Genomic DNA, 25,947 nt, shown 5'->3' on the forward strand with positions numbered 1-25,947 from the left:
CTATCGAATCCTGCTGTACTTCACGAAGGCCACGCCGTCCTCGAACACCCGGCTGGTGATCACCCGGAACCGGGCCGCCTCGGGCAACCTCGGCCCCGTTCCGAACAGCGACCTGCCGCGGCCGAGCACGATCGGATACAGCTTGAGGAAGATCTGGTCGATCTCCGGCAGCAGCACCTGCGCCAGCTCCCCGCCGCCGCACAGCCAGATCCCGAGCCCCCTGTCCCGCTTGAGCTCACGCACCTTCGCCAGCGGATCCTCGGAGATCAACTCGACCGCCGGATCCGGGCTCTCCGGCAGCGTGGTGGAGACCACGAACTGCCGCAGATGCGCGTAGGGGCTGGAGGTTCCGGTACGCACCCCGAAATCATGCGTCTTACGTCCCATCAGCACCGTGTCGAAGTTGGCGTTGCGCTTGGTGATCCCCCGGGCCTCCCGCACCTTGGTGGGCAGGGTCTCGGGGTATTGCGCCGTGATCGCCGGACCGTGATCGCCACCGACCGGGAAGAAGTCCACCGACCCCTCCTCGGTGGCAATGAATCCGTCGATCGTCGACGCGACGTAATAGGTCAGCTTTCGCATCGGTCACCGCCCTCCGAAGGGTTCTGATGATCCATATCGTGCGAGCTTGCGCATATGTCCTTCCTCCACGGCCGCAGTGGTCTCCCGACCGCCTAGGGAAACGTTAGCTCGCTCGGCTCAGCGGTGGTGAGGCTTCCGCTGGCAGCGTGGACAAGAGTAGGACGAACGGTTCATGAAGCGCTCGCGCACGATCGGCGCGCCGCAGCGGCGACATGGCTCGTCCTCGCGGCCGTACACCGCCAGCGACCGCTCGAAATAGCCGGATTGACCGTTGACATTCACGTAGAGCGCGTCGAACGAGGTACCACCCGCCGCGAGCGCGTCACCCATGACCGCACCGACTTCGGTGAGCAGGGTACGCAGCGCGGGCCGGGTCAGACCGGATGCGAGACGGTTGCCGTGGAGCCGGGCCCGCCACAGCGATTCGTCCGCGTAGATATTTCCGACCCCGGAGATGACCGACTGATCCAGCAGCACACGCTTGATCTCGGACTGTTTGGCGCGCAGCGCGGCGACCGCGGCGTCGAGTTCGAAGTGCGGGTCCAGCGGATCACGGGCGATATGGGCGACGGATTCGGGCAGTAGCGAACCGTCCACCTCGACCAATGGGGCGAGTGCCCAGCCGCCGAAGGTGCGCTGGTCGACGAAACGCAGTTCGGCTCCGTCGTGCAGGGTGGCACGGATGTGGGCGTGCTTCTCCACGGGAGCGTCGGCGGGTTGTACGAGCATCTGACCGCTCATACCGAGATGAACGACGAGCGCGATATCGGGCTCGTCGAAGGTGAACCACAGATATTTGCCGCGCCGCTCGGCGGATTCGACTCGCCGCCCGGTCAACCGGGCGGCGAGATCCGCGGAGCCTTCGAGATGACGACGCACCGACCGGGGGTGCGTCACCGTCACCGATTCCACGGTGCGGCCGACCACATGCTCGGCCAGCCCGCGCCGGACCACCTCGACCTCGGGGAGTTCGGGCATATCAGGATTCGGCGGTCAACGCCTGATAGGCGGCGCCCGCAGCCTTCTGCTCGGCTTCCTTCTTGGATCGGCCGACGCCCTGCCCGTAGGACCGGCCGCCGATCACCGTGGTGGCGGTGAATTCCTTGTCGTGGTCGGGGCCCGTCGAGGTGATCTCGTAACTGGGCACGCCGATACCACGCTCGGCGGTGAGCTCCTGCAGGCTGGTCTTCCAGTCGAGACCGGCGCCCATCCGGGGTCCACGCTCGAGCAGTTCGGCGAACAGACGCAGCACGACCTCGCGCGCCACGTCGATGCCGTGCTCCAAGTGCACCGCGCCGAGTAGCGATTCCATGCCGTCGGCGAGGATGCTCGGCTTGTCCCGGCCGCCGGTGAGCTCTTCGCCCTTGCCGAGCAGCAGATGCACGCCGAGTCCGCCTTCACCGAGCCCGCGCGCCACCTCGGCGAGCGCATGCATATTCACCACGCTCGCGCGCAGCTTCGCCAGTTCGCCCTCGGACTTATCCGGGTGCTCGTGGTACAGCCGCTCGGTGATGCTCAGGCCGAGTACCGAGTCACCCAGGAATTCCAGGCGCTCGTTCGTCGGCAGCCCGCCGTTTTCGTAGGCGTAGGACCGGTGTGTCAGCGCGAGCCGCAGCAACTCCGGCCCCACCTCGACGCCGAGCGCCTCTAGCAGACTCGCGTGTTCACCGGACGGGCCGGTTTCGTCCTTGCTGACGGTCACGTCGATACGACAGATCGAACTGTCAGACAGCGGCGGTAACCTGACGGCCCTTGTAGGTGCCGCAGGACGGGCAGGCGATGTGCGGCAGGGTCTTCTCGCCGCAGGCGCGGTTCGGGCAGGTGATCAGGGTCGGCGCGGTGGCCTTCCACTGGCTGCGCCGCGACCTGGTGTTGGAACGGGACATCCGGCGCTTGGGAACGGCCACGACTACTTCTCCTCTGTCCTATTGCTTGCCATGACATCGTTTGCCATGGCGGCTGACTGCTCTTGCTCTCAGTGGTCTGGGTGCTCGGCCGCGCCCGAATCGGGGCTGCCGCTGCCGGGCGACTCGGTGGCGAACTTCGCCAGCCCGGCCCAGCGAGGGTCAAGTATCTCATGCCCATGATCAGAACCCGCAATCGCCATCCGTACACCGCATTCCGGGCACAGGCCGGCGCAGTCCGGCGTACACAGCGGCTGCAGCGGGAGCTCGAGGCCGAGCTGATCGATGATCACCGGTTCCAGGTCGATCGTGTCGTCGACCATGCGGTAGATCTCGTCGTCCTCGGTGGTCTGCTCGGTGGCACTGTCGGGGTAGGCGAATAGTTCGGTGAGATTCAATTCCGCCTCACCGGTGAATGCCTCCAGGCAACGCGAGCACTCCCCGGCTGTCGGCGCGGAGACCGTGCCGGTGACCAGCACACCCTCGGATACCGCCTGCAGGCGCAGATCGAGTTCGACCTCCGAGCCGACCGGAACGGCGATCATCTCCAGGCCGATTCGATCGGCCGCGATCACCGTGCGCCGCAACTCCTTCATGGTGCCGGGACGGCGACCGAGGCTGCGGACGTCCAGCACGAAGGCCGCGTCCGGCTGGCGGTGCGAGGCCGCACGCGAACGCGACGTAGAACCGGAACCGGCGGACATCACGAACTCACTCACGATCGAAGGGGAATGGGCAACCACTCAACAATACGCGAGGTCCACCGGGCGAACCAAAACCCGGGCGCGGTGACTACCGGCGGTACTCACTCGCGTAATCGGGGGCGCCCGCACCGGAACGCAACTGGTGCCTGCCCCGTCCGACGGTGCGCAGCGTGGTGTTCAGCGTCTCCTCGAAGTCGGCGAGCGTCGAGTCGACATAGTGATCGCACTCGTCGCGCAACCGGTCCGCCTCGGCCTGCGCGCCGTCGATGAGACGGGCGGATTCGACGTGCGCGGCACGCACCACCTCGGTCTGCGCCACCAGACGGGCCTGCTCGGCCTGCCCTTCGGCGACGGAGGCGGCGTAGGAGGCCTTGCCCGCCTCGATCACGCGCTCGGATTCGGCGCGGGCCCGGCCGACGATCGCCTCGTACTCGGCCTTGCCGTCGGCGACGACCCGATCCGCCTCGGCCTGCGCGGTATTCACCAGGTGATCGGCGTGCGCGCTGGCCTCCGCCACCATCCGGTCCGCGTGCGCCTTGGCGTCGGCGAGGATGCGGTCGGCGTCCTCGCGCGCCGATCCGATGGTTTCGGCGGCCTGTTCATTGGCGCCGGTCACCGCGATCTCGGCCGCATTGCGGGCATCGGTGACGATTTTATCGCGGTGATCGAGGACGTCCTGGGCGTCGTCGAGTTCGCCGGGTAGCGCATCGCGCACATCGTCGAGCAGTTCCAGCACGTCACCGCGCGGCACGATGCAGCTGCGGGTCGGCGGGATGCCACGCGCCTCCTCGACGATGGCCACCAACTCGTCGAGCGCTTCGAATACGCGATACATGCTGACTACCCCGCTCTCCTGCAGACCTACGGCGAAACTTTCCGCCGAGCCCAGTGTGCCCCTCATCACGGCTGACGCCGAGTCACCTTCCGGTGTGTCGTGGCCAGTGTCTCGCAGACCACAGAAATCAAGTGGAGAACCCCCCTCCGCTTCGTGCTACATTTTTTGATGAGGGTCGGAACAAGATCTTCATAAGCGGATTACAGGCCCCGCCCGGGACTGTGAAGCCGAGAGGAGGCCGTCGGTCGGATCACCCTTTCCAATACCGATTGACTTGTTCCAACTGTTCAGTACATACTGAACACGCAATACATGAGGAACTGATCAGTCGACGGGAAGGAAAGCGATGTCCATCGCTGTTGTCCATACCGAAGGCTCACGTTGGATCGGAAAGACCATGACCGTTCTGGAAGTGCCGCGGACGACCGTGTTGCCCGCCAGCATGTACACGCCGTGGGCCGGCCCGTACCCGGTGCTGCGCTCCGCGCCGGTCGGCGAGCGGTTCGGTCAGCTGATGGGGTACCTGCGCGGCGATCACGCCTTCGCGCAACTGGTCCGGTTCGCCCTGGTCGGCGGATCCAGCAATATCGCCTACGTCCTGCTGTTCTTTGCCATGCACGGCATCGGCCCGCTGATCGCCAATGTCGCGGGCTCGATCGTCAGCACCGTCATCGCCAACGAGCTGCACCGCCAGCTCACCTTCCACGCGGCGGGCCGGGTCGGCTGGTTCACCGCACAGTGGGAGGGCGGCGGCTTGGCGCTGGTCGGCCTCGGCATCACCACCGCGGGCCTGGCCGCACTGGAAATCTGGGCGCCAGGACTCGGCGGCACCATGCAGGCCACGGCCGTCCTCGCTATTACCGCCGCGGTCGGCGGCATGCGCTTCCTGGCACTGCGCGGTCTGGTCTTCTGAGCCGCCTCTCCGCGTCTTCAGGCCAGATTCAGGTAGTACGCCAGCCAGCGTTGGCGGCCGACGGCCGGTAAGTGGTCGCGTTAGCCCGTACCCGGCGAGTTACCCATGTTCTTGTGAAATCGGTTGTTACGCAAGAATTCCTCAGCGTTCAGCCCCGCAGCTCGGCCAAGCGGGCCAGCAGGCGCTTGTGCACCAACGGCGGGAGCATGTCGGTGACATCGCCGCCATAGGAGGCGACCTCCTTGACCAGCGAACTCGACAGGAAGCTGAAAGACGGATTGGTGGCGATGAAGAAGGTGTCGACGCCGGAGAGCTTCTTGTTCATCTGCGCCATCTGCAGTTCGTAGCCGAAGTCACCCGCATCGCGCAGGCCCTTGACGATGGCGCCGATACCCTGCTGCTTGGCGAAGTCGACCAGCAGACCCTGCCAGGATTCCACTCGGATATTGGGCAGATGCGCGGTCGCCTCGCGCAGCATCTCCATCCGCTCCTCGACGGTGAACATGCCCTGCTTCTTCGGGTTGATCATGACGGTCACCACGACCTCGTCGAATTGCGCCGCCACCCTGGTGAATACGTCGAGATGTCCATTGGTCACCGGATCGAACGACCCGGGGCACAGTGCTCCAGCCATGGGCTGACGGTATCAGCCGGAAGGCTTCGCGGGGTGACGCATCCGGCCCGGGATCCTCGGCTCGGGACACGGCGGCCCCGGCCTCGAGAGCCGGGGCCGCCGTCACCTCGGCTACCGGCTAGCGCGGCGCGGGGGTGAAAACACCGAAGTTGTTCCCCGAGGTGTCGAGGATGTGGGCGAAGACCAGCCCGTCCTTACTCGTGGTCGGCGGCACGAGCACCTTGCCGCCCAGACTCTCGGCGGCCGCGATGGTGGCCGCCACATCCGCGACCAAGACCAGGAAGGTCGCGTGATTGGCGGCGGCATCGGGGGCGTGTGCGATGCCGCCGCTCGGGGTGTCGCTGCCCGGGTAGGTGATCAGGTCGTAGCCGTCGCTGTTCGGGTCGGGGGTGAAGTTCCAGCCGAACAGGCCACCGTAGAACTTCTCGACCTCCTCCGGCTTGTCACTACCGACCTGGAACCAGGTCACGGTGTTCTCCAGGGGTGTACTCATCTGTCTTCTCCAAATATCGGGGATCACGTCTTGCCCGATCACGATCGCCCGACGCCGCGACAACCCCCTGTCGGTGTTTTACAACGCGACACTCCTGAGTGCGAGAGCCGGTGGGTCGGACACGCTGCCCTCCCATGAGCGTCCCGACACCGGATGCTCGGTCATCGTCACCGACCGGATGCGGTCGAGCCGGAAGCATCGGGAACTGTCGCGCAGCTGGCACCAGGCGACCAGGTACCACCCGTTGGCGCCGTGCAGAAATGAGATCGGCTCGACCTCTCGTGCGCTGGGTGCGCCGAATCGGTCCAGATACTCGATCCGCAGCACGCGCCGCAATTCGATCGCCTGCTCGATCACCGAGGGAATCCGTTGGGCGCGTGGCGTATCCGACGAATCGAGCAACCGCACCCGGGTCGCCAGATCGCGTGCGGCCGCGACATTGCGCTCCGACATCGCCGCCACGATCTTGCGCAACGCGCTGTGCCCGGCCCGCTCGAACGGCCTGCCCGTGCTCTGTTGCAGCGCGACGGCGAGCGCGACGGCCTCCGCCGGGGTGAAGTTGAGCGGTGGCAGCGACATGCTCTTCTCCAGCGCGTAACCACCCCGCCTGCCGACATCGGCGTAGATCGGGATGCCCGCCTGCTGGAGCGCGCCGATATCGCGTTCGATGGTCCGCACGCTGACCTCGTATCGTTCGGCCAGCTCGCGTGCGGTGCGTAGCCGTGGCGCGATCGCCCGTAGTTCTTCGACGATGGCGTACAACCGGTCCGTGCGGTTCACGCCCTCACGGTAGCGCCGACCACCGACAGCTGTGCCGGGTCAGCTGTCCGGAGCGAACTCCGCGAGCTCGATCCTGGTCTCGCCGTACTTGCGCGCCTTGGCGGGGATATAGCCTGCGGGCCAGTCGATTTCGGGCGAGCGGATGGAGCGCTCGACCACGACCACCGCGTCGGGCGTCAGCCAGCCGCGTTCGGCGAGGGCACGCAGATCGGCGGTGACCGCGCCGGTCTCGACGTCATAGGGCGGATCGGAGAAGACCAGGTCGAACTCCCCGGCCCCGGCCTGCTCCAATACCGCCGAGACCGCTCCGACGCGTAATTCCGCGCCCGGCAGACCCAGATCGGCGATATTGCCGCGCACGATGGCCGCCGCCTTGCGGTCGGACTCGATCAGCAGGGCACGGGCGGCGCCGCGCGACAACGCCTCCAGGCCGAGTGCGCCCGAGCCCGCGTACAGGTCGAGCACCCGGGCGCCGTCGAAATCCATCCGGGCGTCGAGCGCGCTGAACAGCGCCTCGCGCACCCGATCCGAGGTGGGCCGGGTGCCCGCGGGCGGCACCCGCAAACGTCGCCCGCCCGCCGTTCCCGCGACGATCCGCGTCATTCCGCGGCGGACTCGCGCCCGGCCAGCTCGACCAGCAGGTCACCGCCCTCGACCTGCTGCACCTTGCCGATGGCGATCCGGGCCACGATGCCCGCGCGCGGCGCTGTGATCGCCGCCTCCATCTTCATCGCCTCGATGGTGCCGATGGTGTCGCCCACGGCGACCGTATCGCCTTCGGAGACCGACAGCGTCACCACGCCCGCGAACGGGGCGGCGAGATGGCCCGAGTTGGTCTTGTCGGCCTTCTCGGCGACCGGGACCTCGCTGGAGATCGAGCGGTCCCGCACCGCGATCGGGCGCAGTTGCCCGTTCAGGATGCACATCACGGTGCGCATACCGCGCTCGTCGGGCTCGGAGATGGCCTCCAGGCCGATGAGCAGGGTGACGCCTTTCTCCAACTGGACCCGGTGTTCCTCGCCACGGCGCAGCCCGTAGAAGAACTGATTGGCCGACAGCCCCGAGGTATTGCCGTACTTCTCCCGGTGCGCCAGGAATTCGGAGGTCGGGCCGGGGAACAGCAGCCGGTTCAGCGTCGCGCGCCGCCGGCTCGAATCACCGGCCAGCCCGGCCTCGTCGTCGGCGGTGAGCGCCGTCTCGGGCTTGGCGGGGCCGCGGCCGGCCAGAGCGCGGGTGCGGAAGGGTTCGGGCCAGCCGCCGGCCGGGGTGCCGAGTTCGCCGCGCAGGAAGCCGATCACCGAATCGGGGATGTCGTAGCGGCCGGGGTCGGCGGCGAAGTCCTCGATGTCGACACCGGTGCCGACCAGCGCCAAGGCCAGGTCGCCGACCACCTTGGAGGACGGGGTCACCTTGACCAGGCGGCCGAGCAGCCGGTCGGCCGCCGCGTACTTCGCCTCGACCTCCTCGAAGCGATCGCCGAGGCCGAGGGCGATGGCCTGCTGGCGAAGGTTCGACAGCTGACCGCCCGGGATCTCGTGGGTGTAGACCCGGCCGGTCGGCGCGGGCAGACCGGATTCGAAGGGCGCGTACACCTTTCGCAGCGCCTCCCAGTACGGCTCCAGATCGCAGACGTTCTGCAGATTCAGGCCGGTATCGAACTCGCTATTGGCCGCGGCCGCGACGATCGCCGACAGGGCGGGCTGAGAAGTGGTTCCGGCCATCGCGGCGCTGGCGCCGTCGACCGCGTCCGCACCCGCCTGCCAGGCGGCCAGGTAGGTGGCCAGCTGACCGCCCGGGGTGTCGTGGGTGTGCACATGTACCGGCAGGTCGAAGTTGCGGCGCAGCGCGGTGACCAGCGTCGCCGCGGCGGGCGCGCGCAGCAGACCCGCCATATCCTTGATGGCCAGCACATGCGCGCCCGCGTCCACGATCTGCTCGGCCAGCTTGAGGTAATAGTCGAGGGTGTACAGGGTTTCGTTCGGATCCGACAGGTCGCCGGTGTAGCTCATCGCGACTTCCGCGATGGTGGTGCCGGTTTCCCGTACCGCGTCGATGGCGGGACGCATCTGGTCGACATTGTTGAGCGCGTCGAAGATGCGGAAGATGTCGATACCGGTGGCGGCGGCCTCGGAGACGAAGGCGCGCGTCACCTGCTCCGGGTAGGGCGTGTACCCGACGGTATTGCGGCCGCGCAGCAGCATCTGCAGGCAGATATTCGGCACCGCCTCGCGCAGCGCGGCCAGTCGCTCCCACGGGTCCTCGTACAGGAAGCGCAGCGCCACATCGTAGGTCGCGCCGCCCCATGCCTCGATCGAGAGCAGTTCGGGGGTCAGCCGCGCCACATGCCCGGCGACGCCGAGCAGGCCGTTGGTACGCACCCGGGTCGCGAGCAACGACTGGTGCGCGTCGCGGAAGGTGGTGTCGGTGACACCGACCGCCTTCTGGTCGCGCAGCGCCTGCGCGAAACCCTCCGGGCCCAGCCGCAGCAGGCGCTGCCGGGAGCCGGACGGCGGCGGCACGCTCAGGTCGATGGCGGGCAGTTTGTCGTGCGGATACACCGTGGTCGGACGCTCACCATGCGGCTTGTTGACGGTGACGTCGGCCAGGTAGTTGAGGATCCGGGTGCCGCGGTCGGCCGAACCGCGCAGGGTCAGCAGCTGCGGGCGCTCATCGATGAACGAGGTGGTGACCCGCCCCGCCTTGAAATCCGGATCGTCCAGCACGGCCTGCAGGAACGGAATATTCGTCGACACACCGCGGATGCGGAACTCCGCGAGGGCACGACCGGCGCGCGCCACCGCGGCGGGCAGATCGCGGCCACGGCAGGTCAGCTTCACCAGCATGGAGTCGAAGTAGGCGCCGATCTCCGCGCCGAGGTTGGCTCCGCCGTCGAGCCGGATACCCGCGCCGCCCGGGGTGCGGTAGGCGGTAATGCGTCCGGTGTCCGGGCGGAAACCGTTGGCCGGATCCTCGGTGGTGATCCGGCACTGCAGCGCGGCGCCGCGGACGGTGATCTTGTCCTGGCTCAGGCCGAGCTGCTCCAGGGTCTCCCCCGCCGCGATCCGCAGCTGCGACTGCACCAGATCCACATCGGTGACCTCCTCGGTCACCGTGTGCTCGACCTGGATGCGCGGGTTCATCTCGATGAAGACGTGATTGCCGCGCTCATCGAGCAGGAACTCCACGGTGCCGGCGCAGCTGTAGCCGATCTGGCGGGCGAAGGCCACCGCGTCGTTGCAGATCCGTTCGCGCAGTGCGGGATCCAGGTTCGGCGCGGGTGCGAGTTCGATCACCTTCTGGTGGCGGCGCTGCACCGAACAGTCGCGCTCGAACAGGTGCATGACATTGCCGTGCTGGTCGGCCAGGATCTGCACCTCGATGTGGCGCGGATTCACCACGGCCTGCTCGAGGAACACCGTCGGATCGCCGAATGCCGATTCCGCTTCGCGGGACGCGGCCTCGATCGATTCGCGCAACTGCTCGGCGGCGGCGACCCGGCGCATGCCACGCCCGCCGCCGCCCGCGACCGCCTTGACGAAGATCGGGTAATCGAGCTCCTGGGCGGCGGCGAGCAATTCGTCCACATCCGCGGACGGCGCGCTGGACCGCAGCACCGGCAGCCCGGCGGCCTTGGCGGCCTCGATGGCGCGGGCCTTGTTACCCGCCAGCTCCAGCACCTCGGCCGAGGGTCCGATGAAGGTGATGCCCTCGCGGGCGCAGGCCGCCGCCAGATCGGGATTCTCGGACAGGAAGCCGTACCCGGGGTAGATGGCATCGGCACCCGCGGTCTTGGCGGCATCGATGATCGCGTCGATGGACAGGTACGCCCGCACCGGGTGTCCCTGCTCACCGATCTGGTAGGACTCGGCGGCCTTCAACCGGTGGACCGAGTTGCGATCCTCGTGCGGAAAGACGGCGACCGTCCCGATGCCCAGTTCGTAGGCCGCGCGGAAGGCACGGATGGCGATCTCGCCGCGATTTGCAACCAAGACTTTCGAGAACATTGAACTAAGGTACCCGCCCCCGAACCCGGCTCTGACACGGAAGTCCCCTTCGCAGAAATCTTCACAACGAGATGTAGCAGGCTTGCGAAGTTGTGTTCATCGGGCGGTCACATATCACCGTAGCCTCCGTTCCGCTGTGCGGAACGGATCCTTGCCATCGGCGGGCGGCTTCGCCCACGCGGGCAACCGATGAGCGACGCGATCGAGCGCACCGCATACACTGGCGAGGCAGCTGGTTTCTCCGGTGCGCCGACGAGTTGGAGCCCCGACGTCGCGTACCGGAGTCGAAGCCCGTCCGCCGATGCGGCGCGCGGGTGAGAGGGAACCCGGTGGGAATCCGGGACTGTCCCGCAGCGGTATGCAGGAACGACCGCCGTCATACGCACTGGGCGCAAGCCTGGGAAGCGACGGCCAGTAGGGGAGCCCCGGACGCCGGGGCCGGCCAGAAGGCCCGTGCCTGCGAGTCCGAAGACCTGCCGGTTGTGCCGGATACGCCGTATCCGGCGGCCACCGCCTCGTGGATTGGGCGCGCGGACCTCCAGTGCTGAACTTCTCGGGCTCCGACCATCGTGGCGGACCGCCGAGTCGTCGACTGGTTGCCGCGTACCCGTATGGCGATGGTTTACGTTCACAGCACTGGAGCAAACATCGTGACTGTTTCTTCGCATACCGGGTTCACTCACCCCGCCGATCGCCAGCCCCCGAGTTCACCGCAACGGTTCTCGGGCTGCCACGGGTGGGACCGCGCCGGGAATTGAAGCGCGCCACCGAGTCCTACTGGGCTGGGCGCATCGACGCCGAGCAACTGCACCGGGTCGCCCGCGACCTGCGCCGCACCCAATTCGCCGAATTGCAGGCGGCCGGGCTGGATTCGGTGCCGGTGGGTACCTTCTCCTATTACGACCAGGTGCTCGACACCGCCGTGCTGCTCGGCGCGCTGCCGCCCCGAGTGGCCGGAATTGCCGATCCACTGGATCGGTATTTCGCCGCGGCCCGCGGCACGGACACGGTGGAACCACTGGAGATGACCAAATGGTTCGACACCAACTACCACTACCTGGTGCCGGAAATCGGTCCGGAGACCACGTTTTCGCTGCATCCGGAAAACTGCTGGAGGAACTGGCCGAGGCGCTCGCGCTCGGCGTACCCGCCCGGCCGGTGGTGATCGGCCCGGTCACCTTCCTGAAGCTGGCCAAGGCGACCGGCGGCCCGGCCCTGGATCGACTGGGTGAGCTGATTCCGCTGTACCGCGAACTGCTGCGACTGCTGGCCGCGGCGGGCGCCGAGTGGGTGCAGATCGATGAGCCGGTGCTGGTCACCGACCTCACCGAGGCCGAGATCGAGCTGGTGCGCGGCGCCTATGCTGAGCTCTCGGCGGCGACCGAGCGCTCAGCGCTGCTGGTGGCCACGTATTTCGGCAGGCCGTGCGCGGCGCTGTCCGCGCTGGCGAGCACCGATATCGAGGGCGTCGCACTCGATATCGGTTATGAGAGCGACCTGTCCGACGTGGTCGCGGTGCCCGCACTGGCGAATAAGCTGCTCGTCGCGGGTGTCGTCGACGGGCGAAATGTGTGGCGCACCGATCTGGATCGGGCGCTGGCCACACTGGGCACCCTGCTCGGCTCCGCGGCGTCGGTCGCGGTTTCGAGCTCGTGCTCACTGCTGCACGTGCCGTACTCGCTGGCCGTCGAAACCCAGCTGGACGACGAGCTGCGGTCCTGGCTCGCCTTCGGCTCCGAAAAAGTCACCGAGGTGCGACTGCTTGCAACGGCCCTGGGCTCGGGACCGGCGGCGATCAGCGACGAATTGGATGCGGTCCGTGCGGCTTTGGCCGCGCGACGCACCGATCCCCGGCTGTCCGACCCGCGGGTGCGGGCCCGGCTCGCCGCGCTCGGCCCGGGCGCCACCCGGCGGGCGCCCGCCGAGGAGCGGCGCGCCGTGCAGGCCGAACGCCTGCACCTGCCCGCACTGCCCACCACCACGATCGGCTCATATCCGCAGACCTCGGCGATCCCGCTGGCCCGCGCGGCGCTGCGCAAGGGCGAGATCGATCAGGCCGAGTACCTGCGCCGGATGCGCGCCGAGATCGCGGATGTCGTTGCGCTGCAAGAGCGGTTGGGGCTGGACGTGCTGGTGCACGGAGAATCGGAACGCAACGACATGGTGCAGTACTTCGCCGAACAGCTCGGCGGCTTCGCCGCCACCGAACAGGGTTGGGTACAGTCCTACGGCACCCGTTGCGTGCGGCCGCCGATCCTGTACGGCGATGTGACCCGGCACAATCCGATGACCGTCGACTGGATCACCTACGCCCAGTCGCTGACCGACAAACCGGTCAAGGGCATGCTCACCGGGCCGGTCACCATCCTCGCCTGGTCGTTCGTGCGCGACGATCAGCCGCTGGCCGATTCGGTCGAGCAGGTGGCGCTGGCGATCCGGGACGAGACGGTGGACCTGCAGTCCGCGGGCATCCGGATCATCCAGGTCGACGAACCCGCGCTGCGCGAATTGCTGCCGCTGCGCGCCGCCGAACAGCCCGCGTACCTGGACTGGTCGGTGCGGGCTTTCCGGTTGGCCACCTCGGGTGTCGCCGACGCGACCCAGATCCACACCCACCTCTGCTATTCGGAGTTCGGTGAGGTCATCGACGCGATCGCGGGCCTGGACGCCGATGTCACCTCGATCGAGGCGGCCCGCTCGCGGATGGAGGTGCTCGACGACCTCAATGCCGCGGGCTTCGACCTGAGTGTGGGACCGGGGGTGTACGACATCCATTCGCCGCGGGTGCCGAGCGTCGAGGAGATCACCGCCTCGCTGCGGGCCGCGCTGAAAGCCGTTCCGGCCGAACGGCTCTGGGTCAATCCGGACTGCGGACTGAAGACCCGCGGACCGGTCGAGGTGGAGGCGTCGCTGCGCAATATGGTCGCGGCCACCCGAGCCGTCCGCTGATCGACACCGGTTCCGCGCAGGCGATCCGCGCGGAACCGGTTCGGGCTCGGCAAGGGGTTGTTTATGACTGACCAGTCATTCATAATAAAGCGCATGCCGAAGATCGTCGACAGGGCCGCGCGTCGGGAGGAGATCCTGGATGCGGCGGCACGAGTGTTCGCGCGCAAGGGGTTCGCCGCGTCGCGCATCGAAGATGTGGCCGCCGAGGCGGGGATCGCCAAGGGCAGCGTGTACCTGTACTTCGACAGTCGTGACTCGCTGCTCACCGGGGTATTCGACAGCTATGCCGCACGCGCGGCGCGGGTGCCCGCCGAACTGGGCGAGGGCACCGCACTGGAACGGCTGCGTCGTTTGGTGCGCGGCACCCTCGAGATGCTGGCCGAATACCCCGACCACGCGCGGGTTCTGTTGGACGTGTGGGCGTCGAATCCACCCATCGATATGGCCGCGATGTATCGCGAATACCGCGGGTCCATTGCGGAATTGCTGCGCGAGGCGGCGGAGGACGGAGAACTGCGGGACGGCATCGATGAGCGGCACGCGGCAGTCCTCGTGGGGACGATCGAGGGCTGCCTGGTGCAGGGTCTGGTCGATCCGGAGTTGTCACTACTCGACCTGGTCGAGCCCGTGCTACAGATCTGCGTCGAGGGGATCCGGCGATGACGCTGACCGATCGACTGATTGCGCCGAATGCCACCCGCGGTGAGGTCACGGCCAGCCTGTCGGTCGCATGTGCCGGTGCCGCACTGGCTTTCGCTCTCGCGGTGCACGCGAACCTGTCGATGCTGTGCGTCGCCGTCATCGCACTGGTCGCCTTCGACATGTTCGGCGGCGCCGTGGTCAATGCGACCGGCGCCGCCAAACGCTGGTTTCATCGTCCCGGCCGCACCTCCGTGCACCACCTGGGTTTCGTCGCGATCCACGTGCAACCGTTCATCCTGGCATCGGTCGTGCCCGGTTTCGGCTGGCTCACCGCCGCAACCATATACGCGGTGGCGCTGACCGGCGCCGTGGTCGTGACCACCGCGCCACGGCCATTGCGTCGCCCGATCGCCTTCGGCGCCACCGCCTTCGGGCTGATGGTGGTCACCAGCGTGCTTACGGTGCCGCACGCGGTCGCCTGGTTCGCGCCGGTGCTGCTGATCAAACTCCTCCTCGCGCACCTACTCCCGGAGGAGGCCACCGGTTAGTCGCGCGGCCTCGTCACCGCCCGTCATCGGTCTCAGGTTTCGGACCGGGACGTGGCCTGCGCCGCGACGTATACGTCTCGCACGCCTCCCCCGCCCGCAGCACCGGCCGCATCCGCACCTTGGCACCGATCCCACGCCGCCTGAACCCGTGACTTCCCGAACAACGATCCATGTGCCACCCCTTTTCACACGTCGACCATCTCTCCCGGCTTGCAATCTTCGACGCACGGCCCCCCGCTTCGGTTCCCGCAATCGCCGGAAATTTCGCGGCCCGCGTCGTCACCGGCCCGTCCGGCCGACGCACGCGGCGGGTATCGAAGTCCGGCTCCGAACATCGGACCGAATTCCGGCCGCACAACACGGTCGGAATCCGGTGCCGAACCCGCTATCGGCGCACTCCCCCCGCTCGCAGCCGCCGCACCATATCGGCCACGGGCACCACCGCCTTGCCGTCGAGGTGTCCGCAGCGCTTGGGATTCACCTGATCCTCGATATGGCATCCGGCCAGCCCCACATCCTCCAACAAGGGCACGGTGCGCGCGGCGTTCATCGGCTCGCCGAATCCGGTGTCGGCATCGATCAGCACCGGTAGATCGGTGACCCGAGCGATCTGCTGCCCACGGGCGGTCACCTCGGTGAGGGTGGTCAGCCCGATATCCGGCAGCGCGAGTTCGGCCGACACCACCGCTCCCGAGACATAGACGCCGTCGAAGCCGAGTTCCTGCACCACCTTGGCCACCAAGGGGTTGAAGGCGCCGGGCAGCCGCTGGATGCGCCCGGACCCGAGACCGGCGCGCAGCGCGATCCGCTTATCCGCCGCGCTGGTCGCGGCCGCTATCAGTCCGGTCATCGCGCGTCTCCTAGGCTGAAGCCATGACCGACGACCATCCACTGCGATACCGGCTGATCACCGGCGTCGACGACGACGAATTCTGCAAGCGGATCAGCGCACTGCTCGACGAGGGCTACGCGTTGCACGGTGGCCCCGCGGTGACGTACAACGGCGCCCAGGTGATCGCCGCGCAGGCGCTGGTGTGGGGCGGGCACTAGACCGGGCATCAGAAGATCCCCTCACGAGCCTCGGGTGCCCGGCCTAGAACCTCGGGCGCCACGGTGAACGTCAGCTGATCGAGTTCGCCCGCACCCAGCTCCGGGGTGCGTTGCGCCGCGTCGAGGAAACGGTCCTGCTCCGCAAGATCAACTACCCCGTCCGCGAGCGTCCGAAACTTCTCGATGTATTGCGCCCGCGCGAAGGGTCGCGAACCGAGCGGATGCGCGTCGGCGACGGCGAGTTCGTCGACGATGGTCTCCCCGCTCTTCAGCGTCACCACCGCTCGTGCGCCGAAGGCCTTTTCGCCCGGATCGGTCGAGTGATAGCGCCGCGTCCACCCGAGCCCCGGTCACCGGGCCGCGGACCAGCGCGGCCGCCGCGACCGCGGCATTGTCGATGATGCGGTTCACGATCATCTCGGTGACCTCCTCGGTCACCTCGACCGGATCCACGGCCACCTCGGCAACTTTCGTTGCCAGATGTTCTGAACGCGGAAAGTCCTCGGCGGCGCCGCGGGCGCGTACGATATGGGTCTTCATGCATCCTCCGGAGTTCGTGACGGGTGCTGATCCGTTCCTTCGCACGCTACGCAGGACACATCTGCCACAAAACACCTTGCACTAGCAGATTTCCGCGGGCGAGAACTGCGCATTTTGCAATGTTTGCGAAGCCGGACGGCTAGGATTTCGCCCGTGCGCAAGATGTACGCGGGCGCCCGATTGAGGCGACTGCGCGAAGAACGACGGATGACCCAGGCGGCACTGGCGAAGTCCCTCGACCTATCGCCCAGCTACCTCAACCAGCTCGAGCGCGACCAGCGGCCGCTCACCATTCCGGTGTTGCTCAAGCTCAACTCCACCTTCGACCTCGACGTGCAGTTCTTCGCCGCCGACTCGGACGCTCGGCTCGTCTCCGACCTGCACGAGGTGCTGGTGGACGCGGCGGGCGGTGACAGTGCGCCACTGACCGAGGTGGAGGAACTCGCCACCAGGCAGCCGGAGGTCGCTCGAATCCTGGTCGCGATGCATCGGCGGCTGCGCGCGGCCACCGACCAGCTCGATCTGCTCTCGTCCCGGGTGTCCGCGCCGACGGGCGCCCCCGGCGTGCCGATGCCCTACGAGGATGTGCGGGACTTCTTCTACGACCACCACAACCACATTCCGCAATTGGATATGGCCGCCGAACAACTCTTCGACGAGTGCGGCCTGACCATCGGGTCGCTGGATCGTCAGCTGGCCAGGATCGCCGAGGAGCGCGCGGGGGTCACGGTGCTGGTGCGCGGTGACGGTGCGGATCCGTCGATTCCCAAGCGGCATTACGAGGCCGAGAGCCGCACACTGACCCTGGCTCGGCGGCTGCGCCCGGGGCAGCGCGCGTTCCAGATCGCCACCACCCTCGGCTTCCTGCTGTACGGAGCCGATCTGGACGCGGTGCTCGACGAAGCCCCCTCGCTCACCGGGGAATCCCGCGCGCTGGCGCGGATCGGCCTGGCGAACTACTTCGCGGGTGCGCTGGTATTGCCCTACGGGAGGTTCCTGCGCTCGGCCGAGGAACTGCGCTATGACATCGACCTGCTGAGCCTGCGTTTCGAGGTCGGCTTCGAAACGATCTGCCACCGGCTCAGCACCCTGCAACGCCAGGGCCAGCGCGGCGTGCCGTTCTTCCTGGTCCGCACCGATCGCGCGGGCAATATCTCGAAACGCCAGTCCGCCACCGCCTTCCACTTCTCCCGGGTCGGCGGTAGCTGCCCGCTGTGGGTGGTACACGAGGCATTCGCGCATCCGGGCCGCGTCCTCACCCAGGTCTCGGCCATGCCGGATGGACGGCGTTATCTGTGGATCGCCCGCACCGCCATGACCGCACCGCACGGCTTCGGCACGGCGACAAAGAACTTCGCGATCGGTGTGGGCTGCGATATCGAATACGCCGACCGGCTGGTGTATTCCACCGGATTGCAGCTCGACGATCCGGCGGCGGCGGTGCCGATCGGCGCGGGGTGCAAGGTATGCGAACGACCCGCCTGCCCGCAACGCGCGTTCCCGCAGATCGGCAGCCCGCTCGCGGTTTCCGAGCACACCAGCGTCGATCTGCCGTACCCGCGCGCCCTACGGTGAGTGGGCGTCGATGTGGCTGAGCTTATCCGGATTGCGGACCGCGTAGATGCCACGAACCTTCGCGGTCTCCGGATCGATATCCAGGACGACGACCGCGTAGGGCGCGCCGCCGGACAGCACCACCGCGGACGGATCGCCGTTGACCCAGCGGTACTGGATGCCCAAATCCGGTACCCCGTCGACGACCATCGGGCTGGTGAGCAGGCGAACGATCTTGCCGGGCCCGTGGATCGGGCGCAGCGCGGCCCGTGACTTGCCGCCGCCGTCGGACCAGAAGGTGACATCCGGCGCGAGCAACTCCAACAGGGCCGTCACGTCACCGCCGATCTGAGCCGCCAGGAACTTCTCGGTCACCGCCCGCTGAACCTCCGGGTCGGCCTGATAGCGCGGGCGTCGCGCATGAACGTGTTCGCGGGCGCGGTGCGCGAGCTGACGGATCGCGCTGATCTGGCGGCCGAGAATCTCGGCGATATCGGCATGCGGGTAGCCGAAAACCTCGTGCAGGACGAAGACCGCGCGCTCCAGCGGGGTCAGCGTTTCCAGCACGACCAGCATCGCCATGGACACCGACTCGGCGCGCAGTGCGGTATCGGCGGCGTCCGCATTGTCCTGCCGCACCGGAGCGTCGGCGACCAGCGGTTCGGGCAGCCACGGTCCGACATAGGTTTCGCGGCGGCGATTGATCGCGGCACGCCGGGCCAGCGCGTTGTTGACCGCGATCCGTACCAGATACGCGCGGGGATTGATGATCTCGTCCAGGTCCGCGCGGTTGCGCGGCACCCACGCCAGCCAGGTGTCCTGCAATACGTCCTCGGTGTCGGCCACGGTGCCGAGCATGTTGTACACGATCGAGAAGAGCAGTTCCCGATGGTCGGCGAAGATCCTGGTCGCGCGATCCTCCACCTTGTCGATCATCGTGACTCCTCTGTTCCGTGCGCGTGGGCCGCGCCCCTGGTCTCGCTCACCAAGAGTGAATCAGCCGCTCAAAGGTGACATCCGAGGCCCGGATTGTGATCTGAATCTCGGATCGCCCGCCCGATGTCACGGCGCGCGGCAATACGGGCTCTGGGTTGGCGAACGGACGACACACCGTCGGACCCGAGAGAAAGACACCACCGTGCATCCACCCATCGAAGCACCCTCGTATCTGGCAACCCGCCGTGGCAAGCTCACGCTGGCACTGCTGTGCACGGTCGCCTTCCTCGATTTCGTCGACGGCTCGATCGTCAATGTGGCCCTGCCGACCATCCAGCGCGAGCTCGACCTGTCGGTGTCGACCCTGCAATGGGTCACCAGCGGCTACCTGCTCACCTACGGCGGGCTGATGCTGCTCGGCGGCCGGCTGGCCGATCTGTTCGGGCGACGCCGGATCCTGATCGCGGGCACGGTGATCGTCGGTGTCGCCGCGGCCATCGGCGGCCTGGCCGATACCAGCGCGGTATTGATCGGAGCTCGGCTCGCACAGGGAGTGGGGGCGGCGCTGATGCTGCCCGCGGCACTCTCGATCCTGACCACCACCTTCCGCGAAGGCTCCGATCGCACCACCGCGCTCAGCGTCTGGGGCGGCACCGCCGGATTGGCCTCGGCCGCCGGAGTCTTCCTCGGCGGTCTACTCAGCGAAGGTCCCGGCTGGCGCTGGGTCTTCTACGTGAATACGCCGGTCTGCCTGCTGGTGCTGGCCGCGGTCCCGGCACTGGTGCCCAACGATCGCCGCAACGAGATCCGCGGCGGATTCGATCTGCCCGGCACCGCACTGGCCACCGGCGGACTGATGCTGCTGGTGTACGGCCTGGTCGAGGCGCCCGAACACGGCTGGGGCTCGGTACGGACGATCGGGATGCTCGGTGTGGCCGTGGCACTGCTGATCGCGTTCGTGGTCAATGAGCGGCGCACCGCCGATCCCTTGGTGCCGCTGTCGATCTTCCGTATCCGAGGGCTTGCCGCGGCGAACCTGACACACTTCACCATCGCCGCGGGCCTGCTCGCGATGTTCTTCTTCGTGACCCTCTATATGCAGTCCGTACTCGGTTACGGCGAGTTGAAGGCGGGTAACGCCTACCTTCCGGTCAGCCTCACCATCGGCCTGGCCGCCGGGCTGGCGGCGAAGTTCTTCGTCCGCACCGGAACCCGCCCCTTCATCGTCGGCGGGTCGCTGGTCACCGGGATCGGCCTGTTCTGGCTGTCGCGGATCCCGGCCGACGGCTCCTACCTGATCCATGTGCTGCCCGGAATGCTCGTGCTGTCGGTCGGCGCGGGCGCGGTCTTCGTCGCGAACACCACCGCGGCCAACGCCGGGGTGCCCGCCGAACAGGCCGGTCTGGCCGCGGCACTGCTCAATACCGCGCAGCAGATCGGTGGCGCACTGGGCATCGCGGTACTCACCGCGATCGCCACCTCGCGCACCACCGGCCAGTTGGAGGATGGACGCCCGCCGCTGGAAGCGATGACCAACGGCTTCCAGTGGGCACTGCTGATCGGCGGCTTCATCACCGTCGCCGCCGCGGTCATCGGGCTGTGGACCGCCGATTCCCGCAGCGCCCAGCAGACAGCGGATTCCGGCGAACCGGCGCCCACCATTGCCGCGTAATACCGATCCGCCGCGAGGCCGGTGCGCGCCCGGCCTCGCATCGGCTCAGGATTTGGCCAGGTACTCCAGGCGCTCGCCGTCGACGGCGGCATGCATCATGCTCGCCAGACCCGGATGCTTCACCAGACCCGGGTCGGCGTCGACCAGCTCGCGGGCGAGATCCTGTGCCGCGGTGATGACTTCGAGGTCGTCCAGGAGCGAGAGCAGGCGCAGCGAACTGGCGGTGCCGGATTGGGCCGCACCGAGTACGTCACCCTCGCGGCGCTGGCGCAGGTCCAGAACGGCGAGTTCGAAGCCGTCGGTGGTGGCGGCGACCGCCTCCAGGCGGGTCATGGCCGAACCCGCGGGGGCGGCGTCGGTGATCAGCAGGCACAGACCCGCGTGCTTGCCGCGGCCGATCCGGCCGCGCAACTGATGTAGCTGGCTGACGCCGAAGCGGTCGGCGTCCACGATCACCATCACCGTCGCATTCGGCACGTCCACGCCGACCTCGACGACCGTGGTGCAGACCAGCACGTCGATAGCGCCGTCGTTGAAAGCGCGCATCACCTGGTCTTTTTCATCGGAGGGCAGCCTACCGTGCAACAGGCCGACGCGAACGCTCGCCAGCGGGCCGGTACGTAGCGTGTCGAAGACCTCGAGCGCGGCCTGGGTGGTCGGGCCCTCCTTCTCCTCCGGCGCCTTCGACTTGCCCTTGCCCTTACCCTTGCCGGAGCCGTTCTCCTCGTCGTCACCGATGCGCGAGCAGACCACATACGCCTGCCGCCCGGCCCCGACCTCCTCCAGTATCCGCTCCCACGCCCGGTCGACCCAGTTCGGATGCTGTTTGCGCGGCACCACTTTGGACGTGATCGGCGAACGACCCTTGGGTAGCTGGGTGAGCGTGGAGGTCTCCAGATCACCGAGGGTGGTCATCGCGATGGTGCGCGGAATCGGGGTCGCCGTCATGACCAGCAGATGCGGGCTGGTACCGGATTTCGCCTTGGCGCGCAACGCGTCCCGCTGTTCCACACCGAAGCGGTGCTGTTCGTCGACGACCACCATGCCGAGGTCGAAGAACTCCACCGCGTCCTGGATGAGGGCGTGCGTGCCGATCACGATGCCCGCCTCGCCGGTCACCGCGTCCAGCAGCGCGGCCTTCTTGGCCGCGGCCGACATGGACCCGGTAACCAGCACCACCTTCGTCGCCTGATCGGCCGCGCCGAGCTCACCGGCCGTCCCGAGCTCTCCGAGCATGCCGCGCAGCGACCGATAGTGCTGGGCGGCAAGGACTTCCGTCGGCGCCAGCAGTGCGCACTGCTGACCGGCATCCACCACCTGCAACATGGCGTGGAGCGCCACGATGGTCTTGCCCGAGCCCACCTCGCCCTGCAACAGCCGGTGCATCGGCTGCGGCTGGGACAAATCGGCCGCGATCTCCGCGATCACCTGCTGCTGACCCGCGGTGAGCTCGAACGGCAGTTTCTTGTCGAAGGCGGCGGCGATGCCGTCCGAGCGCGGCGGGCACGGCCGCGCGGTCCGGCCCGCGACCTCGTGGCGGCGCTCGGCCAGCACCAGTTGCAGTGCCAGCGCCTCGTCGAAACGCAGCCGCTCCCTGGCCTGGTCGATATCGGATTTGCGCTCGGGCAGATGGATCAGCCGCAGCGCGTCGGAAACCTTCAGCAATGCGCGGTCGTCCCGAATCGCCTCCGGCAGTGGATCATCGATGGGATCGAGTTGTTCCAGCACCTGCCGCACACAAGCCAGCAGATCCCAGCTCTGCACCTTCGCGGTCGCCGGATAGACCGGGATGAACTCGCGCTCCATGAACGAGACATCCACGCCCCCGGCGCCTTTCGCGCTCTCCGCGAGACCGCGCAGATCACCGCCGCCGCGCACCCGGGTGAAAGTGCCGACCGAATCGTCCTCGGTCTCGGGCAGAATCAGATAACCGGGATGACTCAGATTCCAGGTGCCGGGCCGCCAATAGCTGACCGTGCCCGACATCATCGCCCGAAGTCCCTCTTTGACAACATATTTCACCTTGTCGCCATTGAAGAACGTGACATCGACGGGACGGCCAGAACCGGTGTCGAGCAGTACCTTCAGCAACGAACCGCGGCGGTTGCGCATCGGCTTGAGCTCGGTCTTGGTGATCCGGCCGATGACGGTGATATGCGAACCGTCCTCCGGCGCCTCCTCCGTCAGCGGCTGCCCCTGGGTGGCATAGCGCAGCGGGTAGTGCCGCAGCAGATCCTCGACCGTACTCATATCGAACGCCTCGGCCAGCGAGTCGGCCGCCTTCGCGCCGAGGATGTGGTCCAGCCGGTCACCGAGTGTCGCCATGCCTCATTCCTTTGTCCGCACGCCGGTTCATTCCACCCCGATCTGCACCAGATCCCCGTGCTGCCCACCGGAATACACGGTGACCTCGACGCCGTGGAAGCCCCGCGCGATATGCGCGGCCAACTCCGCGGCGAGCTCATCCGGTGCGTCCGCGCCCATCAGCAGGGTGACCAATTCGCCGCCGAAACCGAGCATCCGATCCAGCAGGGTGCGACCCGCCGCCCGGACCTCGCAATCAATGACCACCACATCCTGGCCGACCAGACCGAGACCGTCACCGCGTTCGCAGGTGCCGACCATGGTGAGCGCGCGCTGGGTGGCCGCACGCAAGGAACCCCACCGGGTCGCGGCGGCGGCCTCGGACATGGCGAAGGCGTCGTCCACCGCGATCCGCCCGCGATCGTGCACCGCCAACGCGGCCAGACCCTGGACCATCGAACCGCTCGGCAGCAACAGCACGTCACGATGCGCGTCGCGAGCGGCGACACCGACCGCGACCAGCTCGTGCGCGGGCAGCGCACCATTCGGCAGCACCAGCACCTCGCGGTTCGGCAATCGCCGGATGGCGGCGAGCAGCGCGGCGGAGGTGAGCCCTTCGCCGCCACCGAGTACGACCGCGCCTGCGGCCTCGAAGAGTTCGGCGGCGCCCTCGCCCGCCGCCACGGCCAGGACCACGCGGTCCGCGGGGCCGCCGTCCCACCGCGGCTCGCGGTGCGCGAGCGGGGCGGTGACCACGAAGCTCTCGATACGAATCGAAGCGAGTGTCCCGGCGGCCAGGCCCGCTTCGACCGCGGCACCGGCGTCGGCACAGTGCACATGGGCCGACCAGATGCCCGCGCCGTCGCCGACGACCACCACCGAATCGCCCAATTCGGCGAGGCGATATCGCAACCGCGCGATTCGCTCATCATCGGTATCGGCCAGCAGATACATCACCTCGAAGTGCGCATCCGAGACATCGGGGCGGCCATCCTCGGCGGCCGCCACGGCCTCCCCCGCCCCGGCGTCGAGATCCCCAGGGACGTAGTCCGGCCTGGACGGAGCCTCCCCGCGAGTCATCGAGACCAAACTGTCCAGCAGCACCACCAGTCCGCGCGCGCCCGCGTCGACCACCCCGGCCTCGCGCAGCACCCCGAGCTGGGACGGGGTATCGCCCAACGCCTTCGCGGCGCCGTCGGCCGCCGCCAGTGCCACCTCGGCCAGCGAATCATCCGGGCACGACGCCGCGCTGTTCGCGGCACACTCCAGAACCGTGAGAATGGTGCCCTCGACCGGCACACTCAGGGAATCGCGCACCAGCACCGAGGCTCCGGCCAGCGCGGCGCGCAGGGTAATGGCGGTGAGCGGGCCTTCGCGCACGGCCTCGGCGACGCCACGCAGCACCTGCGACAGGATGATCCCGGAATTGCCGCGGGCGCCGACGGTCGCCCCGCGCGCCATCGCGGCGGCCACCGCGTGCGCGGACGGAACAACGCCGGCCGACTCGGCTCCACCGGCCGCGGCACGCACCATCACGTCCGCGGCCCGCACCGCCGCACGCATGGTTGCCAGCATGTTGGTGCCGGTATCGGAATCGGCGATGGGGAAGACATTGAGCGCGTTGATCTCCTCGCGCCGGTATTCCAGACCCTCCAGACAGGTCCGCCCCCAGCGCAGCAGCGCCGCGCCATCGATCGATTCCCGCACTCCGGGCACCGTCACCTCACTCCCTGTCGCCACCTGCACATCACCCACCGTCCGCCAGGTTAGCGGGACATCCCGACACGCGACCCGCTATACCGACCGAGTAGGCTCACCGATGTGCCGGATCGTCTCGGCCCGGTCTTCCGGATCACCGGTTTGGCGGATCGGGTTGCGGTTAGCTACCCTTGCAGGGTTGCCTCGCGCGGCCTCGCCGGTTTGCGCTGGCCGACGTCAGTCGGTTGGGCACATCACGACATTGTTTCCGGACGTGCTGCCGCGTGCAGCGGTCCCCACTTGACATGAAGGAGTTCGCGACTATGGCTGCCGTCTGCGACGTCTGCGCCAAGGGCCCCGGCTTCGGGAAGTCGGTCTCGCACTCGCACCGGCGCACCAACCGTCGTTGGAACCCGAACATCCAGACCGTTCGTGCGCAGGTCGCCCCGGGCAACACCCGTCGGATGAACGTGTGCACCTCCTGCCTGAAGGCCGGTAAGGTCGCCCGCGGCTGAGCTGGCCCCGGCCGATCGGTAATACAGATCTACGCCCCGGCACCCTGATGGGTGATCCGGGGCGTTGTCTTGTGCGGGCCCGGGTACGGGCGAGACGAGTTGGCGCCCTTCGACCACCAGGTGAGCAGAGATGATCGCGCAGCAGCGCTGGCGGATCGAGCGGCTTGCCGCCGAGTACACCCGCGGCCTGGCCGAATGCCATATCGCTTGCTGGCGGGAGGCGTACCGGGGGCTGGTCCCCGACCATGTCTTGGACGCCTTCGATATCGAGCGACGCGCCGACCAGTGGGAGCGCAACCGGGTCCGGTATCCGGACAGCACCCATGTGGCCATTGCCGACGGGACGGTGATCGGGTTCGCCAGCGCGGGTGCGCCCCACGACGAATCACCCGTCGCGGCCGTCGAACTGAACGCGTTGTACGTACGCTCCCCCTGGTACGGGAGCGGGGTCGCGGATGATCTCATCCGGGCCGCGCTGTCCTCGGAAGAGTCGGTGTCGCTGTGGGTCTTCGACGAGAACCCACGCGCCAAGGCCTTCTACCGCAAACATGGTTTCGAACTCGACGGCGCCCGCAAGATCGAGGAGTTCACCCCGGCGCTGATGGTGCGCATGGTACGGGCGGCAGCTGTCCCCCTACCCTGACGCTCACCGTCTCGGCTCCGATGGAAGCGGATTGGTCCGCGCCCGAG

At 67.8% G+C, this 25,947-nt stretch carries 22 protein-coding genes, 3 pseudogenes and 1 riboswitch; of the genes and pseudogenes, 9 read left to right on the forward strand and 16 right to left on the reverse strand.

Features of this window, described 5'->3' with window-relative positions:
- The 6 genes from AB0H61_RS05485 to AB0H61_RS05510 form a co-directional block, all read right to left on the reverse strand.
- Window positions 1–582: a dihydrofolate reductase family protein gene (locus AB0H61_RS05485; protein ID WP_357299510.1), complete on the reverse strand. Its 582-nt coding sequence runs from the start codon at window positions 580–582 to the stop codon at window positions 1–3.
- 117 nt (window positions 583–699) lie between these two features.
- Window positions 700–1,560, reverse strand: a complete 861-nt coding sequence (mutM, locus tag AB0H61_RS05490; protein ID WP_357299513.1) for a bifunctional DNA-formamidopyrimidine glycosylase/DNA-(apurinic or apyrimidinic site) lyase — start codon at window positions 1,558–1,560, stop codon at window positions 700–702.
- 1 nt (window position 1,561) lies between these two features.
- Window positions 1,562–2,284, reverse strand: a complete 723-nt coding sequence (gene rnc, locus AB0H61_RS05495; protein ID WP_357299516.1) for a ribonuclease III — start codon at window positions 2,282–2,284, stop codon at window positions 1,562–1,564.
- 22 nt (window positions 2,285–2,306) lie between these two features.
- Window positions 2,307–2,489 (reverse strand): 50S ribosomal protein L32, encoded by a 183-nt coding sequence (rpmF, locus tag AB0H61_RS05500; protein ID WP_014987105.1) that lies wholly within the window; start codon window positions 2,487–2,489, stop codon window positions 2,307–2,309.
- Between the two features lie 68 nt (window positions 2,490–2,557).
- Complete coding sequence (locus AB0H61_RS05505; RefSeq protein ID WP_357299921.1) at window positions 2,558–3,190, reverse strand: DUF177 domain-containing protein; 633 nt, start codon at window positions 3,188–3,190, stop codon at window positions 2,558–2,560.
- Window positions 3,191–3,278: 88 nt separating this feature from the next.
- Window positions 3,279–4,025 (reverse strand): DivIVA domain-containing protein, encoded by a 747-nt coding sequence (locus tag AB0H61_RS05510; RefSeq protein WP_357299923.1) that lies wholly within the window; start codon window positions 4,023–4,025, stop codon window positions 3,279–3,281.
- A gap of 397 nt (window positions 4,026–4,422) precedes the next feature.
- Between AB0H61_RS05510 and AB0H61_RS05515 the strand changes: the two genes are divergently transcribed.
- Window positions 4,423–4,938, forward strand: a complete 516-nt coding sequence (locus tag AB0H61_RS05515; protein WP_357299518.1) for a GtrA family protein — start codon at window positions 4,423–4,425, stop codon at window positions 4,936–4,938.
- A gap of 148 nt (window positions 4,939–5,086) precedes the next feature.
- Here AB0H61_RS05515 and coaD read toward each other — a convergent pair whose 3' ends face one another.
- The 5 genes from coaD to AB0H61_RS05540 all read right to left on the reverse strand — a co-directional run bounded on the left by coaD (window position 5,087) and on the right by AB0H61_RS05540 (window position 10,849).
- Window positions 5,087–5,572 (reverse strand): pantetheine-phosphate adenylyltransferase, encoded by a 486-nt coding sequence (gene coaD / locus AB0H61_RS05520; RefSeq protein ID WP_357299520.1) that lies wholly within the window; start codon window positions 5,570–5,572, stop codon window positions 5,087–5,089.
- 118 nt (window positions 5,573–5,690) lie between these two features.
- Window positions 5,691–6,065: a VOC family protein gene (locus tag AB0H61_RS05525; RefSeq protein ID WP_357299521.1), complete on the reverse strand. Its 375-nt coding sequence runs from the start codon at window positions 6,063–6,065 to the stop codon at window positions 5,691–5,693.
- A 78-nt stretch (window positions 6,066–6,143) separates the two neighbouring features.
- A complete protein-coding gene (locus AB0H61_RS05530; RefSeq protein ID WP_357299523.1) occupies window positions 6,144–6,845 on the reverse strand; it encodes a WYL domain-containing protein in 702 nt (233 codons plus the stop codon).
- 39 nt (window positions 6,846–6,884) lie between these two features.
- On the reverse strand, window positions 6,885–7,448 hold the full coding sequence (gene rsmD / locus AB0H61_RS05535; protein WP_357299524.1) for a 16S rRNA (guanine(966)-N(2))-methyltransferase RsmD: 564 nt from the start codon (window positions 7,446–7,448) through the stop codon (window positions 6,885–6,887).
- On the reverse strand, window positions 7,445–10,849 hold the full coding sequence (locus AB0H61_RS05540) for a pyruvate carboxylase (RefSeq protein WP_357299526.1): 3,405 nt from the start codon (window positions 10,847–10,849) through the stop codon (window positions 7,445–7,447). The genes rsmD and AB0H61_RS05540 overlap by 4 nt, the downstream gene beginning before the upstream one ends.
- A gap of 274 nt (window positions 10,850–11,123) precedes the next feature.
- A riboswitch (cobalamin riboswitch) is annotated at window positions 11,124–11,345 on the forward strand.
- 231 nt (window positions 11,346–11,576) lie between these two features.
- Between AB0H61_RS05540 and metE the strand changes: the two are divergent.
- From metE to AB0H61_RS05555, 3 genes and pseudogenes are all read left to right on the forward strand, one after another.
- A pseudogene (gene metE / locus AB0H61_RS05545) lies at window positions 11,577–13,798 on the forward strand (5-methyltetrahydropteroyltriglutamate--homocysteine S-methyltransferase).
- A 93-nt stretch (window positions 13,799–13,891) separates the two neighbouring features.
- Entirely contained in the window at window positions 13,892–14,461 is a 570-nt protein-coding gene (locus tag AB0H61_RS05550) for a TetR/AcrR family transcriptional regulator (protein ID WP_357299529.1), read from the forward strand.
- Window positions 14,458–14,988 (forward strand): hypothetical protein, encoded by a 531-nt coding sequence (locus tag AB0H61_RS05555; protein ID WP_357299531.1) that lies wholly within the window; start codon window positions 14,458–14,460, stop codon window positions 14,986–14,988. Before AB0H61_RS05550 ends, AB0H61_RS05555 begins: the two co-directional genes overlap by 4 nt.
- A gap of 403 nt (window positions 14,989–15,391) precedes the next feature.
- On the opposite strand, the pseudogene AB0H61_RS05560 reads toward AB0H61_RS05555, so the two are convergent.
- A pseudogene (locus AB0H61_RS05560) lies at window positions 15,392–15,838 on the reverse strand (isocitrate lyase/phosphoenolpyruvate mutase family protein); the annotation flags it as partial.
- A 23-nt stretch (window positions 15,839–15,861) separates the two neighbouring features.
- Here AB0H61_RS05560 and AB0H61_RS05565 point away from each other — a divergent pair.
- On the forward strand, window positions 15,862–16,038 hold the full coding sequence (locus tag AB0H61_RS05565; RefSeq protein ID WP_357299534.1) for a DUF1737 domain-containing protein: 177 nt from the start codon (window positions 15,862–15,864) through the stop codon (window positions 16,036–16,038).
- 8 nt (window positions 16,039–16,046) lie between these two features.
- On the opposite strand, the pseudogene AB0H61_RS05570 reads toward AB0H61_RS05565, so the two are convergent.
- Window positions 16,047–16,376, reverse strand: a pseudogene (locus tag AB0H61_RS05570) (MmgE/PrpD family protein); the annotation flags it as partial.
- A gap of 355 nt (window positions 16,377–16,731) precedes the next feature.
- Between AB0H61_RS05570 and AB0H61_RS05575 the strand changes: the two are divergent.
- A complete protein-coding gene (locus AB0H61_RS05575) occupies window positions 16,732–18,153 on the forward strand; it encodes a short-chain fatty acyl-CoA regulator family protein (RefSeq protein WP_357299537.1) in 1,422 nt (473 codons plus the stop codon).
- Here the strand turns inward: AB0H61_RS05575 and sigJ are convergent.
- Entirely contained in the window at window positions 18,145–19,068 is a 924-nt protein-coding gene (gene sigJ / locus AB0H61_RS05580; protein WP_357299538.1) for an RNA polymerase sigma factor SigJ, read from the reverse strand. The two genes, AB0H61_RS05575 and sigJ, sit on opposite strands and share 9 nt — an antisense overlap.
- 202 nt (window positions 19,069–19,270) lie before the next feature.
- Here sigJ and AB0H61_RS05585 point away from each other — a divergent pair, with 202 nt between their 5' ends.
- Complete coding sequence (locus tag AB0H61_RS05585; RefSeq protein WP_357299541.1) at window positions 19,271–20,740, forward strand: MFS transporter; 1,470 nt, start codon at window positions 19,271–19,273, stop codon at window positions 20,738–20,740.
- A gap of 45 nt (window positions 20,741–20,785) precedes the next feature.
- Here the strand turns inward: AB0H61_RS05585 and recG are convergent, their stop codons facing one another.
- Window positions 20,786–23,065 (reverse strand): ATP-dependent DNA helicase RecG, encoded by a 2,280-nt coding sequence (gene recG / locus AB0H61_RS05590; protein WP_357299543.1) that lies wholly within the window; start codon window positions 23,063–23,065, stop codon window positions 20,786–20,788.
- A gap of 27 nt (window positions 23,066–23,092) precedes the next feature.
- Entirely contained in the window at window positions 23,093–24,799 is a 1,707-nt protein-coding gene (locus AB0H61_RS05595; protein ID WP_357299545.1) for a DAK2 domain-containing protein, read from the reverse strand.
- A 266-nt stretch (window positions 24,800–25,065) separates the two neighbouring features.
- On the opposite strand from AB0H61_RS05595, the gene rpmB reads away from it, so the two are divergent.
- Window positions 25,066–25,257 carry a 50S ribosomal protein L28 gene (gene rpmB / locus AB0H61_RS05600; RefSeq protein ID WP_039799620.1) on the forward strand — a complete coding sequence of 64 codons (192 nt, stop codon included), beginning with the start codon at window positions 25,066–25,068 and terminating at the stop codon, window positions 25,255–25,257.
- Between the two features lie 130 nt (window positions 25,258–25,387).
- Window positions 25,388–25,900 carry a GNAT family N-acetyltransferase gene (locus AB0H61_RS05605; RefSeq protein WP_357299548.1) on the forward strand — a complete coding sequence of 171 codons (513 nt, stop codon included), beginning with the start codon at window positions 25,388–25,390 and terminating at the stop codon, window positions 25,898–25,900.
- Window positions 25,901–25,947 lie beyond the last annotated feature (47 nt).

The sequence above is a fragment of the Nocardia sp. NPDC050710 genome, assembly GCF_040654375.1.
Lineage (GTDB): Bacteria > Actinomycetota > Actinomycetes > Mycobacteriales > Mycobacteriaceae > Nocardia.